This is a genomic window from Lysinibacillus sp. GW823-FHT02G10 (assembly GCF_058797135.1).
Genome location: NZ_JBXAJI010000012.1, coordinates 57,507 through 74,926, shown reverse-complemented (window position 1 = coordinate 74,926; position 17,420 = coordinate 57,507). Strand labels below are relative to the sequence as shown.

At 37.0% G+C, this 17,420-nt stretch carries 14 protein-coding genes; 4 read left to right on the top strand and 10 right to left on the bottom strand.

Annotated features, from left to right (window positions below; translation table 11 throughout):
- The first annotated feature begins 173 nt into the window (after positions 1 to 173).
- Positions 174 to 1,670, top strand: coding sequence for an alanine/glycine:cation symporter family protein (locus AC1RFD_RS21350; RefSeq protein WP_374806287.1), 1,497 nt, complete (start codon positions 174 to 176; stop codon positions 1,668 to 1,670).
- Between the two features lie 95 nt (positions 1,671 to 1,765).
- Here the strand turns inward: AC1RFD_RS21350 and AC1RFD_RS21345 are convergent, their stop codons facing one another.
- The 6 genes from AC1RFD_RS21345 to AC1RFD_RS21320 form a co-directional block, all read right to left on the bottom strand.
- Entirely contained in the window at positions 1,766 to 2,725 is a 960-nt protein-coding gene (locus AC1RFD_RS21345) for a methyl-accepting chemotaxis protein (RefSeq protein ID WP_244205662.1), read from the bottom strand.
- A gap of 132 nt (positions 2,726 to 2,857) precedes the next feature.
- Positions 2,858 to 4,042 (bottom strand): NAD(P)/FAD-dependent oxidoreductase, encoded by a 1,185-nt coding sequence (locus AC1RFD_RS21340; RefSeq protein ID WP_004227760.1) that lies wholly within the window; start codon positions 4,040 to 4,042, stop codon positions 2,858 to 2,860.
- A gap of 45 nt (positions 4,043 to 4,087) precedes the next feature.
- Positions 4,088 to 4,516, bottom strand: coding sequence for a helical membrane plugin domain-containing protein (locus AC1RFD_RS21335; RefSeq protein ID WP_004227758.1), 429 nt, complete (start codon positions 4,514 to 4,516; stop codon positions 4,088 to 4,090).
- An 83-nt stretch (positions 4,517 to 4,599) separates the two neighbouring features.
- The gene (locus AC1RFD_RS21330; protein WP_255349861.1) at positions 4,600 to 4,731 is read right to left on the bottom strand and encodes a hypothetical protein; all 132 of its coding nucleotides are present in this window, start codon (positions 4,729 to 4,731) and stop codon (positions 4,600 to 4,602) included.
- Positions 4,732 to 5,046: 315 nt separating this feature from the next.
- A complete protein-coding gene (locus AC1RFD_RS21325; RefSeq protein WP_048391859.1) occupies positions 5,047 to 5,343 on the bottom strand; it encodes a cupin domain-containing protein in 297 nt (98 codons plus the stop codon).
- Positions 5,344 to 5,526: 183 nt separating this feature from the next.
- Complete coding sequence (locus AC1RFD_RS21320) at positions 5,527 to 6,147, bottom strand: TetR/AcrR family transcriptional regulator (protein ID WP_048391860.1); 621 nt, start codon at positions 6,145 to 6,147, stop codon at positions 5,527 to 5,529.
- 124 nt (positions 6,148 to 6,271) lie between these two features.
- On the opposite strand from AC1RFD_RS21320, the gene AC1RFD_RS21315 reads away from it, so the two are divergent.
- From AC1RFD_RS21315 to AC1RFD_RS21305, 3 genes are all read left to right on the top strand, one after another.
- The gene (locus AC1RFD_RS21315; protein WP_492475247.1) at positions 6,272 to 8,458 is read left to right on the top strand and encodes an MMPL family transporter; all 2,187 of its coding nucleotides are present in this window, start codon (positions 6,272 to 6,274) and stop codon (positions 8,456 to 8,458) included.
- A 141-nt stretch (positions 8,459 to 8,599) separates the two neighbouring features.
- Positions 8,600 to 9,463 (top strand): PucR family transcriptional regulator, encoded by an 864-nt coding sequence (locus AC1RFD_RS21310; protein WP_492475246.1) that lies wholly within the window; start codon positions 8,600 to 8,602, stop codon positions 9,461 to 9,463.
- 106 nt (positions 9,464 to 9,569) lie between these two features.
- Entirely contained in the window at positions 9,570 to 10,652 is a 1,083-nt protein-coding gene (locus AC1RFD_RS21305; RefSeq protein WP_054548703.1) for an ABC transporter ATP-binding protein, read from the top strand.
- A 182-nt stretch (positions 10,653 to 10,834) separates the two neighbouring features.
- Here AC1RFD_RS21305 and AC1RFD_RS21300 read toward each other — a convergent pair whose 3' ends face one another.
- Genes AC1RFD_RS21300 through AC1RFD_RS21285 form a run of 4 tightly spaced genes read right to left on the bottom strand, consistent with a single transcriptional unit; the run spans position 10,835 to position 17,393 of the window.
- Entirely contained in the window at positions 10,835 to 15,784 is a 4,950-nt protein-coding gene (locus AC1RFD_RS21300; protein WP_492475245.1) for an S-layer homology domain-containing protein, read from the bottom strand.
- 45 nt (positions 15,785 to 15,829) lie between these two features.
- On the bottom strand, positions 15,830 to 16,354 hold the full coding sequence (locus AC1RFD_RS21295; protein ID WP_115673864.1) for a phage tail protein: 525 nt from the start codon (positions 16,352 to 16,354) through the stop codon (positions 15,830 to 15,832).
- A gap of 19 nt (positions 16,355 to 16,373) precedes the next feature.
- A complete protein-coding gene (locus AC1RFD_RS21290) occupies positions 16,374 to 16,874 on the bottom strand; it encodes a phage tail protein (protein WP_115673863.1) in 501 nt (166 codons plus the stop codon).
- Between the two features lie 12 nt (positions 16,875 to 16,886).
- Positions 16,887 to 17,393: a phage tail protein gene (locus AC1RFD_RS21285; RefSeq protein WP_054548699.1), complete on the bottom strand. Its 507-nt coding sequence runs from the start codon at positions 17,391 to 17,393 to the stop codon at positions 16,887 to 16,889.
- Between the last annotated feature and the right edge of the window lie 27 nt (positions 17,394 to 17,420).

Here is a 17,420-nt window from a genome sequence, read left to right as displayed (position 1 = left end):
GCGATTGCATGTGGATAGTGCGTTTAAAGAGATGCCTATTATGATTGATACATTGATTAAAAGTTTATTTTAAATAAAAGAAACTTCATTCAAAATAGCTTTCATATCCTCTCATTTAAATTGTTACCTAATAATCTAAGATGACACAGTACAAAATAGAAAGAGGTTGTTATATGGATTTTGCCGCTTTAACAGGTAAAATAGCAGGGATTATCTGGAGTAACGCATTAGTTTATCTTTGCTTAGGAGCTGGCGTTTACTTTTCGGTTATTATGAGGTTTCCACAGCTGCGTCTCTTCAAAGATATGATTAAACAATTATTTAATAGAAAAACTTCGGCAAATGGCGTTTCATCTTTTCAAAGCTTTGCAATGGCATTGGGTGGACGTGTCGGAATTGGGAATATAGCTGGTGTAGCTACTGCAATTTATTTTGGAGGACCAGGGGCTATCTTTTGGATGTGGGTCATAGCCTTTTTAGGAGCTGGTGCTGCCTATATTGAGTCCTCGTTAGCCCAGGTTTGGAAACAAGAAATCGCAGGAGAGTATCGTGGAGGGCCAGCATACTATATTGAGAAAGGGTTAAAAAATAAGCCATTTGCTATATTATTTGCTATCGCTACAATTATAGCAACTGGTTTCACTGGTTCAGGTGTTCAAGCCTTTAATATTGCTGATTCAACAAAAAATGCCTTCGGGATTTCACCAATAATTACAGGTATTATTGTTTCTGCAATATTTGGATTTGCTATTTTTGGTGGTATTAAAAGGGTTGGAAAAGTTGCTGAATATGCTGTACCGTTTATGGCAACTGCTTACATACTTCTTGCATTCATTATTTTATTGATCAATATAAAAGATGTACCTGCAATATTTGCTTTAATTTTCAGCTCTGCCTTTAATTTAAATGCTGCATTTGGTGCTGTTTTTGGAAATGCAATTATGTGGGGAGTAAAAAGAGGGGCTTATTCAAATGAAGCAGGTCAAGGTACTGGGGCACAGGCAGCTGGTACCGCAGAAGTATCTCATCCTGCTAAACAAGGGCTTGTCCAAGCATTCTCGGTCTATGTAGATACACTACTTGTTTGTACAGCTACAGCCATTATGATCATCTCCACAGGCAGTTACAATATTGCCCATCCTAATGGGGGATTTTTGGTTGAGAATCTACCAGGAGTTGAAGCAGGTACTGCATTTGCACAAGAAGCAATTAACTCATTCATTCCTGGTTTAGGAAGTCCTTTTGTTGCTATCGCAGTATTTTTCTTTGCAATAACTACTATGCTTGCTTTTGGGGTATACACGGAAAGTAATGTTGCTTACTTATTTAGAAACAATAAAAACTTTGCTACTATTGCTATTGTCGTAAAAGTACTACTAGTTATCTCTATCTTTTTTGGAACGATTCGTTCCTCAGCAACTGCTTGGAATCTTGCTGATATTGGTGTAGGTATACTTGCATGGTTAAACCTAATTGCTATTATTTTATTAACAAAGCCAGGTATAGCTACATTAAGAGATTATGAAGAGCAAAAGAAGTTGGGGCTTGACCCAGTCTTTATTCCCGAAAGATGTGGAATTAAAGATGCAGAATTGTGGAATGAAATAACTGAAAAAAACTATCCAGATCAATTAGCCGCATTAAAAGAAAAAGTTGGCGACTTGAAATAATTAAATGAACCCTGTAGTAGTCACTAAGAAGTTGAAAAGTTGCTGCTATGCAGGGTTCTTGCTTTTTAAATTTCCATAGAATGAAGTTAAAATCTCTATCTTTCAGTTGGGAAATGCTTTACTTGATCAACTGCCTCTAATAATTTTTTTGTTACAATTTCTGATTCATCAATATGGCTTGTTAGAACGCGATTTGTTTCATCAAATAAAGCTGTCGTCCTATTAAATTTATGTATAACATCTTCGTTTGATAGCTTCTGATCTTTAATTGAAGCTAATAGCTCATTTATTCCCGTTTGAACATTTGTCATAATGTGCAGTAATTGATCAATTTTTACTGATGTTTTAGCACTTTTATCAATGCCTTCCGTTACTAGCTGCATGTTATTTTTATTATCCTCGTAAGCAAGTCCAATTTGTTCTTCGATTTTCTTTGTTAAATTAGCAATATCTTCTGTGCTTGTTTTCGTATTTTCAGCTAATTTGCGAACTTCCTCGGCAACAACCGAAAAGCCTTTACCATGCTCCCCTGCTCTTGCTGCCTCAATAGATGCATTCAAAGCTAGTAAATTGGTTTGATTTGATATTTCTCCAATTACATTTACAATTTCAGCTATTTGCTTTGAGCGCTCACTTAAATTACTCATGCTTAAAGACGTTTTTTGAGACTGCTCTCCCAACGCATCAATCAAATGCTCTACTTCCTGAACAGCCTGCTTGCTTTCAACCGATAATGTCATCATTTGATCCGAGGAAGAGATTAATAAATTGCCTTTATCTAGGGCATTTTCAGAAATTTTATTGGAGTGAATTGTGCTATCCTCAACTTTATTAAACTCTCCTACAATATCTGCGACCATTTCTCCTAAAATAGTATGCTGGTCATTTACCTTGTTATGTTGTTCAATAGTTTCAATGATTTCCTTATGTAACTCATTTAAAAAAATTTGAAATTCATGATCTTTCTTATCCAGCTTTGCATTCAGTTCATCAATTTTAGCCTTAAATTGCTCTATATCTACTTTTTTTGTTTGGAACATTGTTAACACAGCCATCACCTCAGAAAATAGAATATTGAATATGTATTTATTTTACTGGATTTAAAGTAATTAATATACATCTTTAGAAAAAAACAAACACTCACTACTAACAACGACATAGCGTGATAGTAGTGAGTGTTTTGTTTTTTAATAGGCTAAACCAAATAAAGCTTTAATATGTGTTAAGTAACGAATATTAGAAGCTTCTTTCATTAATGTTGCAGGAAGGCCTTTAAGCTCTGTGTTGCTCGCACCAATTGTAGCAACAGCATCTTTACGACCTAAGCTTGCAAGTGTGCCAGAGTTTACAGCTGAGAATGCTTTCATGTCTTGGTTTTTGTATTGTGCAAATACATTATAACCAGCACATTCACCCATTTGCCATGCAACTTGTGCTGTTGGAGCGTATAGTGGACGACCTCCATCAGCTGGTAGTGCAACAGATGCATCACCAATAACAAAGACATCTTCGTGAGACGTAGATTGTAAGAATTCATTAATAGTTGCTTTTCCACGATCAGCAGCTAGACCTGATTCGCCTACGATTGGAAGTGGAGCTACCCCACCTGTCCAAACAAGTGTATTTGCAACAATTGGTTCACGGTCTTTTAAAGAAATAACGTTGCCGTCAACACCTGTTACTGGTGTACCTGTAATAAATTCTACGCCACGTTTAGTTAAGCTTTCAGTAGCGCGTTGGATAAGTGTATCTGGAAGAACTGGCAAGATTTTTGGACCAGCTTCAACAAGTTTAATTTTAAGATCAGCAAAATTAACACCATGTTTTGCAGCGATTTTCGGGAAGTTGTCCACGATTTCACCAACAAGCTCAACACCTGTTAAACCGCCACCACCAATAACGATTGTTGCATCTGCTTCATCTTTAGATTGTGCATATGCTTTAATGCGGTCTTCAATATGTTTGTTGATTTTATTGGCATCATTTACTGATTTAAGAACCATAGAGTTTTCTTCTAATCCTGGGATACCAAAGAATCCAGTTTGGCTACCTAAAGAAACTACAAGTGTGTCATAAGTTAATGTATAACCATTATCTAAATCAACTTTTTTAGTATCTACATTAAATTTTGATACTTTCGCAATGTGTAGGTCGATATCTAAACCTTTAAAGATTTTTTTAAGTGGTAATGCAACAGCACCTTCTGCAATTGTACCACCAGCTAAACGGTGAAGCTCAGTGATAATTTGGTGTGTTGGGAATTGGTTTACTACAGTAATTTTAGCTTCATCAGCTGATAGATACTTACGTGCTGTTAATGCAGTTAAAACGCCAGCGTAACCTGCACCTAAGATGACGATTTCTTTTGACATGATTAATTAATCCTCCGTCCTTACGAATTGAATTTACCTTGAGTCTTATTTGGCTTTGCGTTCTGAGCTTACTTGTAAGAAAGCATTAACAAAACGGAAAACATTTTGAACTTGAGGGTCTTTTAACATTTTCACAAGACCGAATAAACCAATTACCTCATGGCTTTCAGATGCACGGTCTTTCGCTTCAATTGCAGTTGCTGCAAGGTTTTTCGCAGAGCCCACTACAGGACCAGCGATTTCTGTTACTGCTCCAACAGTATCGTTTTTAAGCACTTCGTCTGTTGCAACAGCTTGAGCAAACTCATATGATTTCGTTAATAATGTCATCATTTCAGTTAACTTTGGTAATTGCTCAACTAAAGTTGTTAGTGATTCTTGAACTTCAGGCTTTAATAATTGATCTAGTACATCTAATTGCTCTTTACTCACAGTTACTTGTTCAGCCTGTGTTTGGTTATTCGTTTCTGACATTTTGAACTCTCCTTTGCCATCACTAGTACTATTTTTTATTGCTTACATGTAAAAAAGACCATTAAGGTAAAACTTAACAGTCGTTACAGCGTATATCTTACACAATCACCAGTCACAAGGGCTGGATAGCGATTCGTATGACTTGTTATTACAATGTTTACTTTAAATCGCAAAAAGCGCATCATAATACCATCCTTATCTTGTCTTGGTGACATTACAACCTTCATTATAAGACTGTTTGTACATTATTTCAATGAGCTATATCACAATTTCGACAATCTTTTCAAAATTCATTGATTTCATCAACTATTAACTGTCTTGCTATAATAAATTTTCCAGCGCATCATAATTTTTATTGATAATTCCTTTTCCTGTCATCTCTATATCCCCTTCTCTTTGGAAAGCAGATAAACGACAGCTTTAGGTTTCTCTAGTAATATTCAATAAGGACGCTATATCTTTTTTGTTAGTGCAATAGAAATGTGTCCCTCTTGGCTAACAAAGTAGATTTTAGAATATAGGAGCTTTTTTTATTTTAATTTAATGACAATAACACGAACGTCTGTAACTGCTTCTAAGCTGTGCTTTTCAGATGGTTTTAAAGTTAAAATTGTATCTTGTGTTAAAATTTCTTCCACACCCTCAACAATAAAGCGAACTTCACCAAATTGAACAATAATCAGCACTTCATTGTCCGCACGATGCTCAGGGATTTTTTCACCTGCACGCAATTGAATGTTCAAAATATCTGCACCAGCGATACTCCCTAATTTACCAATATGTTTTGTCTTTTCTTCTAGCATTGCTTGGATTGGTATAATTGTCATTGTCATTCCTCCATTACACTGTTTTTATGCTATTATAGGTTCTTTTGATTTACGATGTTCCACTACTTTTTAGGCCACACCCCCACTAAAATGAAGAATCACTCTGATTGTCTGTGACTTACATCACTAAAAAAGAAGTATCCCAAATGAATGAGATAACTCCTTTTACAAACCTATTTTGTGTTAACGTTTTTCAACAGAAAGCCAGAAGAAATTTGTTACTTCCTTTGCCGTCACATCTACTGAGCCTAGCAAAGTTTTACCATCCCCATCTTTAAAATACCCTACAGTCATCAATGCCATAAAGTTATGAGCGAAAAACTTTGCATTTCCTTTTCGAATTGTGCCCTTTTCCATCTCTTTTTGCATAGCATGCTCTATTGTTTGATACATACCATTTTCGGATGCTTGAACTTGTCTCAGCTGCGATTCCGATAAATTAATGGTAGCCTCTTTCATAAAATTTTTCATATCAATATCGATAGTGGCTGATAAATGAACCTCAACGAGCTGTTCGAGTCGTTCTTTAAATGGTTTAGGCTGCTCTAAAATTTGTAGAATAGATAGCTTGATACGATCCATCATAGCGATTAAAGCAGATGTATATAAATCCCCTTTAGTTGGGTAGTAGTAATAGACAGTCGCCTTTGTTACGTTACAAGCCTTTGCTACATCATCCATTGAAATATTTTTGTAGCCCTCTTTAATAAAAAGTCTTGTGGCCGTTTCAAGGACAATATCTTTTGTAGGTTTCGCATTTTCATCATGGCGAGGTCTCCCGAGAACACGCGGTGATTGTTTCAACAAGTTCGCCTCCTTAATTAAGCATTCTTTTTACGCATATTATAACATATTAATATTTATGGATTGATTAATTAACCTTCTAGTATATATAATTAAATCACTTACATGAAATGGAGGTCTTTTGATGAAAAAACATCCACTTGAGCAATGGGGCTCAATGGTTGCAAGTAAAAAGGGAAGATTATTAGCACTAGCTTTTTGGGTGCTATTAGTAGTTGTATTCTCATTTGCTTGGCCACAAATCAATAGTATAGAAAGTGAGTCAGGCAAAAACTTACCTAATACCGAAATGTCTGAGCAAGCTGCGTCCATTATTGCAGAGCAATTTCCTAATGATGCTGGAACACCTCTATTGTTGGTGTGGCATCGTGAAAATGGCTTAACACCTGATGATTTTTCGGCTATACAAGGTGTATACAACGAGCTGCAAGCAAAGCCCTTAGCCCATCAAACAATGGTTCCACCATTTGATCAAATGCCACCTCAGGCTTTAATGGCTTCCGCTTCTGAAAATGGTACAACAATTGTTACACCTGTGTTTTTTGAAAAAGGTGTCGCAACAGATATGCTACAGGATAGTTTAGAGAAGCTGACAAAAATAATGGAAGGCTATCAAGTCCAATTAGATGATAAATTATCAAGCGATGCACTCCATGTGCGCTATTCTGGACCAGTGGGAATTGCCACTGATGCTGTCAGTTTATTTTCACAAGCAGATGTGAAGCTATTGATCGCAACTGTATTACTCGTTTTAGTATTACTTATTATTATTTATCGTTCTCCATTGCTAGCTATTATTCCTTTAATTGTTGTAGGGCTTGCCTATGGTGTGATTAGCCCGACACTTGGTTTTTTTGCTGAACAGGGATGGATAGATAAAGATTCACAGGCAGTCTCCATTATGACTGTTTTACTATTTGGTGCAGGTACTGACTATTGTTTATTTTTAATTTCAAAATATAGAGAAATACTCTTTGATGTTGAGGATAAGACGGTCGCAATGAAGCTAGCTGTTAAAGAATCGGGTGGTGCTATTTTAATGAGTGCCCTAACAGTAGTTATAGGTTTAGCGACCCTTAGTCTTGCCCATTATGGCGCATTTCAACGCTTTGCCGTACCATTTAGTTTTGGTGTGCTTGTCATGGGGGTCGCAGCACTTGTTGTCCTACCAGCAATTCTTGTCCTTATTGGGCGAGTAGCGTTCTTCCCCTTCACTCCTCGAACGGAGGAAATGGCCAAGAAAAAGGGCAAGAAACAGCATAAGCCTTCACATAAGGTTAGTCATAAAATTGGTCATTTTGTTACCCATAAACCTTGGGTCGTTATCGCTGTAACTGTAATCTTACTTGGAGGGTTGGCGGCATTTGTTCCGCGAATTCAATATACATTTGATTTGCTTTCATCCTTCCCAAAAGATATGCCGTCTAGAGAAGGATTTACATTAATAGAAGAGAATTTTTCGCCTGGAGAACTAGCACCTGTTCAATTAGTAATTGACACAGAAGGTACTGATATCAATATCCAGCAACAACTTGAAGCTATCTCGTATATTGATAGTGTGGCAGATGTACAAATTGGCGAAAAAAATAAGAATATACACTTGTATGAACTCAATTTCGATGCCAACCCTTATGCACAGGAGTCATTAGCTCATATTCCTGAACTACAAAAAGAGGTTATTAAAATACTAGAGGCACAAGGTCTCAACAACGCTGATAAACATGTTTGGCTTGGTGGAGAAACAGCTAGTCAATATGATACACAACAAATAACTAAGCGAGATGAAACAGTAATCATGCCAACCATGATTGCCTTAATCGCATTATTATTATTTGTCTATTTACGTTCTATTACAGCAACTGTTTATCTATTAGCGACTGTTATTATTTCTTATTTTGGGGCATTAGGCGCTGGATGGTTAATCTTACATCATATCATGGGGGCCGAGGCAATTTCTGGAGCTATTCCATTGTATGCTTTTGTGTTCTTAGTTGCTCTCGGAGAGGATTATAATATCTTTATGATTTCAGAGATTTGGAAAAAGCGCAAAACCACTGACCATTTAACAGCTGTAGAAGAAGGTGTTGTCCGAACAGGAAGCGTTATTACATCTGCTGGACTCATCCTAGCAGGTACATTTGCGGTGCTAGCAACATTACCGATTCAAGTGCTTGTTCAATTTGGTGTTGTGACAGCCATTGGTGTATTGCTCGATACATTTATTGTAAGACCATTACTTGTACCAGCCATCACAACAGTACTAGGTAAATATGCTTTCTGGCCAGGTAAGTTATTTAAAAAAGATGCCTAAATAGATAACACGGACATTAGCTAGGTATGATTGTCATACTTGCTCATGTCCGTGTTTTTTATATTAATACTATAAGCATTTCATCATATAATTATAGTAAATTGACCTTATTACATTCTATTTAAATAAGGAGTGGCATGCATGGATCTTCAAAAATTACAGAAACGTTTCCCATTATTAAGCCCCTTCTCAGGTAAAACTGATGGAAATTATGTATTTAATTTTGACAATCAGCTTTACGAAATTCCCATACACACAATGACACAAAATGAATATGAGCTATTGCGAATATTCTCAGGCCCCACTGTTTTATACGATAACTATGATATGATTTGGCTTGATTATTTTACAGATAAAACAGACATTGCTCCAACTAATCTTCCTATGCATCGTTTGTTATTTCTTCATTTTGATAAAGACTTTTCAACACCTACATTATTGCGTTCAGTCTTCGAAGCTTTACTTGGGAAGGATATTATACTGCTATCGCTTCAGCCACAATTATTTGGCATAATCGAGTGTATCGACTACAATGAGGAGTTTTTAGATTTGACTCATTATGTTAATCCCATAATGGCAGACTTAGAAACTCATTTTAAAATTTTTGTTTCTGATATTATACACAACATCACCACGACCAAGGAACGATTTAACTGGTATGTTCACCTTCTACCATCCATTTGGACTTATACACCAAAGCATGTACTCACACAGCAAGAGCTTTTAGTGCCTTATATAACGCAGCATCTAGCCTATCAAGAGAAAGAAATTTTTATCTCCTCTATCCTAAAAAGAGCCACTTCTCAGCCAGAATTACTACATACAATTAAGAAATTGATTGAATGCGATGGAAACATTACATTAGCCTCTAAAAAAATGTATATGCACCGTAATACCTTACAAAATCGCTTAGAAAAATTTCAACAAATGACGCAAAAGGATATTCGGCAATTTTCCCATCGGCTAGAAGTTTATCTCGCAATTATTTTCTTAGAATCACTTTAAGACCAACTGCACAAATTATGCCTTCAACACTGTGCAAGCTTTCCATATCACTCTATTCTAAAGTCATTTACAATGAAAATATGACTTGTAAAGGGGTGCAGTATGTATGGCGGAATTACGGTTAGAGCATATCTATAAGATTTACGATAAAAATATCCAGGCCGTAACTGATTTTAATTTGCATATCCATGATAAAGAATTCATTGTGTTTGTAGGCCCTTCTGGCTGTGGCAAGACCACAACTTTACGTATGATTGCTGGCTTAGAGGATATATCAAAGGGAGAACTATACATTGACGATGTTTTCATGAATGATGTGGAATCAAAAGATCGTAGCATTGCAATGGTATTTCAAAGCTATGCTTTATATCCACATATGACAGTCTATGAAAATATGGCATTTAGCTTAAAGCTACGAAAGGTTGATAAAAAGGAAATAGACCGTCGTGTTAAAGAAGCTGCTAAGATTTTAGGATTAGAGGATTATTTAAAAAGAAAACCAAAAGCTCTATCTGGTGGACAACGTCAGCGTGTAGCACTGGGAAGAGCAATTGTCAGAGATGCTAAGGTATTTTTAATGGATGAACCTCTTTCTAATTTGGATGCCAAATTACGTGTACAAATGCGAGCAGAAATCCAGAAGCTCCATCAACGAATTCAAACGACAACGATCTATGTCACACATGACCAAACAGAGGCTATGACGATGGCTACCCGTCTGGTAGTGATGAAGGATGGCCTTATACAACAAATTGGGACACCTAAAGAAGTATATAATACACCACTTAACATGTTTGTGGCAGGCTTTATTGGCTCACCATCCATGAACCTTTTCCACTGTCGTCTAACAGATACCGAGATCCTTTTAGGCGAGCAAAGCTTCCCTATCCCATCCATGCATTTACCATTGTTAAAGGAAAAAAATTATTTAGGGAAAGAGATTATTATGGGTATACGACCTGAGGATTTACAAATGACTGATGTTATTTCCCCTTACACTTTCACTGCAACGATTGATGTTGCAGAATTACTAGGAGCAGAAACTTATCTCTATTGTTCTTTAGTAAATCAGAATTTTATAGCTCGAGTACAGGCTGATAACAATTTTCATCCATCCGACAAGGTTTTCCTATTTATGAAGGAAGAAAAGATCCATTTCTTTGATCCTCAAACAGAGGAACGTCTTTAAAGCATGCATGCTTCGAATCCATGAGTTCGGGAAGAGAAAGCCAGCTGTATATACCATTGATGGCAATCAATTTATGTTCAAACTTCTACATCTGGTAATTTAAATAAGAAATTAATTGATTTCTTCAAACGAATTAAAAGCACGCTAGGCATTATCCACCTAGCGTGCTTATTCTATTAATCTTATTTTGCCGCGGCTTGAATCTCAAAGTAAGCCCAATGCTCTTTAGGTATATCCTTGAAGATTTGTTCTGTGTCCTCAGTTGGTATTGGACGATTAAAGATTCGATTCAGTACCTTTACTGCCTGTGCACGTGTTAGTTTTTCTTCAGTTCTAAATTCACCATTGCCTGAGCCAACCATTATACCTATCGCACTTATGCGATTGATTTCTTTTGCTGCCCAATGTGTGACCGCCACATCACGATATGTTTCTCCACTTTTATTTATTTCGCAATACGAGGTATCTGTAGCCCCTTCTACACATTGTTTATCAATCCATCTCACAGCAATAACCGCCATTTGGGCTCTAGTAATCATTTCATTCGGCCCGAATGAACGATCATGACGTCCTTGCATAATTCCTTCTGTACGAATATATTCAATATCGTTTTTTGCCCATGAAGTAGCTGTATCTGCATAAAATAGGTTAGACGCTTCTGGTACATGATTGTCACTTAGGTTTCTTGCCAACATTGCTGCCATTTGGGCACGAGTGACATTTACATTCGGACGGAAAGTGCCATCTGTATAGCCGTGAATATAGGAAGCAAATGTGCTGTCTACCTCTATTGGTTCTTTCTCTGGTTGCACTTCTTCCTGCGCTTTTTCTACATAAAGTAGAGAAAATGTAGAAAAGTGCTCTACATCAAAGACTATACCTGTTTGTCCTCTCGTAAATTCTGCAAAACGCCCACGTATTATTTCAACTGTTCCATTACTATGCTCTACATAGACCATCATATTTTCTCGTTGAGCTGATGTGAGATTCACTGGTAATGGTAGTAGCAATGTTACTTGACGGTTTTGTAGATTTGTGTCGATAGATATTGGCTGACCAACGAGTTTTACATTAGCGCCATTACCCTGTTGTAAAACGATTTCAGCTTGTTTAGCCCTATCCTCGATAGCTTTTTGTCGCATTGCATCCTTAACCGGTACAATTCGGAAGAAAATATCTTCATTGAAATCATTCATTGAAGTAAAAGGAACATCTATTTTGACCATTCCCATAGCTATACTAAAATGTGATTTGCCCTCTATTAATCGTTTAGCAGCACCTCTATCAAGTATCACCTTTGTTTCACTTGCTGGTGGTTCCATATTAGGGATCACAAGTCGAGATCTTTTATCTTCCTTATTCCCTAATATCCGAAGAAACTCGTTTGCATTTGCAACTGTAAAGTTTACTGTATCTTGAAAGCTACCGTTACTCAATACACGTGTTAACACGGTTTGGAGGAGCACATCATCTGGCATACTTTGATCTACAACATTTATCTTTAGCTGATTACTTGGTGCAACAGGATCAGGTGTTGGTGTAGGACTAGGCGTTGAAGATCCTCCATCTCCTGGTACATTGTTTTTAGACCACAAAGCATACAATATCAAATTCCCTTTCCCCATTTGAATCGTTTGCCCAATTTTATAAGTAACACCTTTTCCATCAGCCTTCGTATTCCATCCTACAAATGTATAGCCTGCTTTCATTAAATTACCTGTATTGCCCAGTACTGTAATAGTGTCCTGATTTTTATACTGCTTTGAATCTGTTGGTACTATCCCCCCATCAGACCCGTTACTGTCATACGTAACCGTATATGTTTGCAGTGCACTAGTCGTAAAAAAATTCCAGGAAGTATTATTAGTAATACCTTTATACGTATTACCTGCTACATCAGTAAATGCACCTGCGTCAATTTGAATGCTGTAAGTGGCGTTTTGGGCTAAATCTAATGTAGGATTTACTGTCACAGTTTCATTAGTGATAGAAACATTTGCTTGTGTAACAGCAATTGTTTCGACAATTTGGTTATCTGCAGCATTTCTTATGACAATATTTTTACTAGTTACAGGTAAGATCTTTTCATCAAATGTTAATACAAGATTATCTGCAGGCTGTACATTAATTGCCTGATGCGCTGGGAAATAGGTTGTTATTTCAGGAGAAATTTTATCAAATATCACAATTGTCCCTGATGAAATCTCTGTTACCTGTAAGCCCTCATTCCCTGCTATATCTTGAAAATCAATTGTAAAACTGATAGGTCCATCTGAGTCTGTGGACTTTAACGTATAGCTTGCTTGCCATGTTTTAGCATCCCCATCACCTTTATCATTGACATTTGCTGTTTGTCCTAGGATTGATACATTCGGTGATTGAATGTCCTCACTTGTCTCAAAGTCGATTGTGATTACATCGTCTACCTTAGCAACTGTTGGGTTAGCATTATTTGAAGCCATTGTCACCTTTTTTACTGTTGGCTTTACGCTATCGACAATGACATAGCTTCCATCAGTTACGTCCGTTACCTCTATTGCCGAATTACCTAACAGATCTTTAAAGTTAATTGTAAAAGGTGCTGTTCCCTCTAAATCACCATTATCTATAACATATGTTGCCTGCCAGTTTGTGGATGCTCCTGTTACAATAGCAGCTTTCCCCGAAATGGTAATTATAGGTGCTTGTATATTTTTATCTGTTTTCATTGTTAAGGTGATCGTATCTCCTACCTTAGCCTTTGTAGGATCCAGATTATTCGATTTGATCTCTACCTCTACAGCTTTTGGCAGAGCTTTATCAATCACAAATGTAATGGTTGTGGTATTCCCTGCACTATCTGTTGCTACCAAAGTATAATTTCCAGATGTACTTACTGTGGTTCCACTTGAAAAGGTTGCTCCATTCAGGGTAGCAGTTCCTTCATTAAAACTAATCGTTACATCAGTGTTATAAACACCGTTATTTGTAACCCCTGTTATGACTGGTGGAGTTGTATCTAGAACAATTGTATCTGAGAATGTATTTGATATATTGCCAGCAGTATCCCTTAGTTGCATATAAACTGTTTTACTACCTTCTCCATGGGATAAAGTCCAACTTTTCGTAGATATTTTTGACTCCCAACTGGACCAAGTAATACCATCATTCGAAAAGCGCATTTCTATCGCTTCTCCTTCTAAATCTGTTGCCGTCAAATTTAAGGTAACATTTATAGAACTTGTCGAGATTTGTCCACCGTTAACAATGATGGAACCTGATGGTGCATGATTTTTAGTAATCTGGATTGTAAACTCCTTATCCAACGTATTACCAGCCTCATCAGTTACTCTTATCGTAATCTTATAACTATTTTTCGTATCGAATTCAAACATTGCCTTTGTCTTTAATACATTCCCATCAATCGTAAAGAAGCTTGTATCTCCAGACTGTAATGAATACGTGAATGTTTGTGAGCTTCCTGTATCCACTGCCGCCAATGTTCCAACTGTTGTACCAATGGGTTTCTTTTCTTGTACAGTAGTATTATTGAGCTCAATATCAGTAGGTGGTGTACTATCATAGAATATTTGTAATTCATTTGATGCTTTATTTAAAGCACCTCCACTAGTTGCAACAACCTTTTCAGGAATTTTGATTTTCACAGCTCCATCTGTAATAGGTGATACTAGGGCTGTATACGTGTTACCAATTCCTGATAGCGCTGTCACATTTCCATTTGTAACCTCTATATCCCCAATCGTAAAGCCTGTCACTGACCCACTGAAAACAATAGCTATAAAAATTGGAAGGCTATTTGTTGGACTAGGTTTATTTGTTGAAATTGTCACTGCTGGACGTGCATTGACGACTAGACTCATCGTATAGACAGTACTAAAATCAATACCATCGCTTACCTTAAATGTAAAAGATGAAGAAGATCCATTTTCTGTAATATATTTTAAATTACCTGCATCTAAATTAGCCTTACTGATTGTCATACCATTTGTAATCGCTTCCCCACCATCAAATTGCTGATTATTATTGCTATCAAGAAAGAGCTGTCCGCTATTTGGGATAGTAGAGATTTGAATCTGTTGCAAAGTATCTCCTGCATCTTCATCAGAAAATGCGAAGGAAGTACTATTAAATGTATACACTTGACCCTCGTTTACATCTATGGTTCCATTACTGGATGTCGGTGGTTTATTTAAGGCAAGGGTTGTTACCTGCTGCATCGTATATGCACTCTTATTGCCATCGGTATCTTTGACAATGATATTAAAATAATAGGTAGTATTGGCAGCAAGGCCTGTAACATTAAAGGAGTTACTATCTTTAATATAGCCGTCTAACGGTGTCCCATTCAATTCTATGGTACTAACCGTATCAATATTGTTACTACTAGATTGATAGATTTGATATTCTAAATCCTCTTGAGCTGTTATATCATCAGATGCTTTAGCCCAGTCCAGCTGTACGCCTGAGGTAGTAATATTTGAAGGATTTATAGCACCATTTGTAATTGTTGGCGGATTATTATTTGGGATATCAATCGTAAATTGGGTAAACGTTAAATCCCATAGTCCCGCCTGTACAGTAGGTATAAAATTTACACTCGCAGTAATGACAAATGAGTTGATTCCTTCTATATTAATAGGAATATCATAAATAGGCTCATGATTTGCAACTGTCTTAAAAGTTACAGGATTTCCTTTCGGGTTTCCGGTCTCATCATACCCTTGAATTGATAAGGAAAATGTATCGTTTTCAAGATATTTATTAGTCGTATTAATTTTTATTGATTTTAAATCGAAGATCCCGCCTGCAAAGCTTTCTCCAGCTGAAATTCTAATTGATTTTGGTGGTGAATATTCATCTGCATCAAAATAATAACCAGCTGGAAATTGTGATCCATTGCTATACGTGAATAGATCAATACCATTATCACCAGGAATACCGCTTACTACAAAGCCATTATTTGTGTCATCTTTCCACGAAGCTTGACTTAAATCCTGTATACAACTTGGAAAATCTGGCGAATCGCATGCAGCCGCCTCCACTTTTAAAGGTGACACGAACCCTATTCCTGCCATTTGACTATAAGCGACTAACAGCAAACACAAGGTTATGGTTAATATCTTTTTTCCCATTCTATATTCTCCTTCTTGGTTTCACACCCTTCATTTAATGAATCGTTAACTCTTAGGAGGCCATTCCCCATATAAACAAATAATAAAGCTTAGTCCTAAATACGGTTGCATATTGTTATGTGGTTGACTTCCACCAGCAGCATTAACGGTCATTAGATTCATTGGTTTATTTACTTGAGGTGTATAAACAGGGATGCTACCTTTCCCTTGCTGATCTGTCCATATTGCACCCGTTGGCTCATTATTAGTTGTTTGAATATTGTTACAATTCGCTTGATGGTTATGGCTAGGTATCTCATTTTCCAACAGCGTTACAGAGGATGCACCGCCCGTACTGCCTATAATTCTAGGCGTTAATCCTACACCTGTTCCTTGATGAATAGCAGCTCTACCATTTAAATTGGGTAATGCAAACGTGGTTTTACCATCTCCCCCATATCTGTTACCCAAAATAGCATATAATGCACTATTCGAGGCAATGTTTATTATCTGGCCATCGCATAAAGCCCAGTCTTTTGGTGCAAAATTACCGCCAAATATTCTAATTTCTCCAATATATGCTTCTGACACTTTCGTCTTCCTCCTTCCCCTAATCTCTTGATGGATAAATTCCTACTAAAGCTATGCAGTAATTCGCTACACTGTAAGGCTGCATATTTTGATGTGGCTGTGAGTTTCCTGCAGATGATAAAGCTTGTATGCTCATTTGTGTATTAAGCTGTGCTGTTTCATAGATGTTTTTAAAAGAAGTTCCCCATACATTTCCAGTAGCCACTTTCAACGTAGCACTTTCTGAACTACCATTAACAATATGTGTATGAGTTGGCATCTCATTAATTGTTAATACATGTACCTCTTCTCCTGCTTTTTGTCCACGTGGGATACTACTGCTTACATGAACTGGGACTCTTCCCCTTAAGTCAGGTAATGCAAATGTCGTAGAGCCATTACCACCATAAGTTGCTCCTAAAATTGAATACAGCGCTTGGTTTGTATTAATTTGCAATATTTGTCCATCACATCGCGCCCATCCGCTTGGAACTGTCCCAAAGCTAAATAATCGTATTTCACCTACATATTGTTCACTCATCCTTCATACCCCCTATTCTGTTGGATACATACCGTAAAGAGCAATAATGTAACTAATTGTTAAAAACGGCATTACATTGTTATGAGAAGCGTTTCCTCCCACACTTGAAACAATGGCGGCATTCATTGTGCCATTTGGTGGTTGTGTCGAATATTGTATATTTTTTGCCCAAACAGCATTTTCTGGACTAGGGGTTGTGCCATCAAGAGAAGAAGCTTTTACCTGATGTGTATGTGCAGGAAGCTGTGACGAGATTAAAGTGACGGTTTCCACCCCTCCCATTTGACCATTGACAAAGGTAGTACCAGTAGTTGGATTCTGTCCTTGATGTACTACAACCCTGCCTTGAAAATTTGGTAATGCAAAGGTTGATTGACCATCTCCCCCATAGGTTGTGCCAATCAAAGAAAAAAGTATTTCATTTTCGGAAATAGATAATAGTTGACCATTACAAAGAGCCCAGCCGTCTGGGGCATAATCGCCAGCAAATAATCGAATTTCTCCAACATATTGTTCCATTCTTAAAACCTCCTTACAAAATATTGC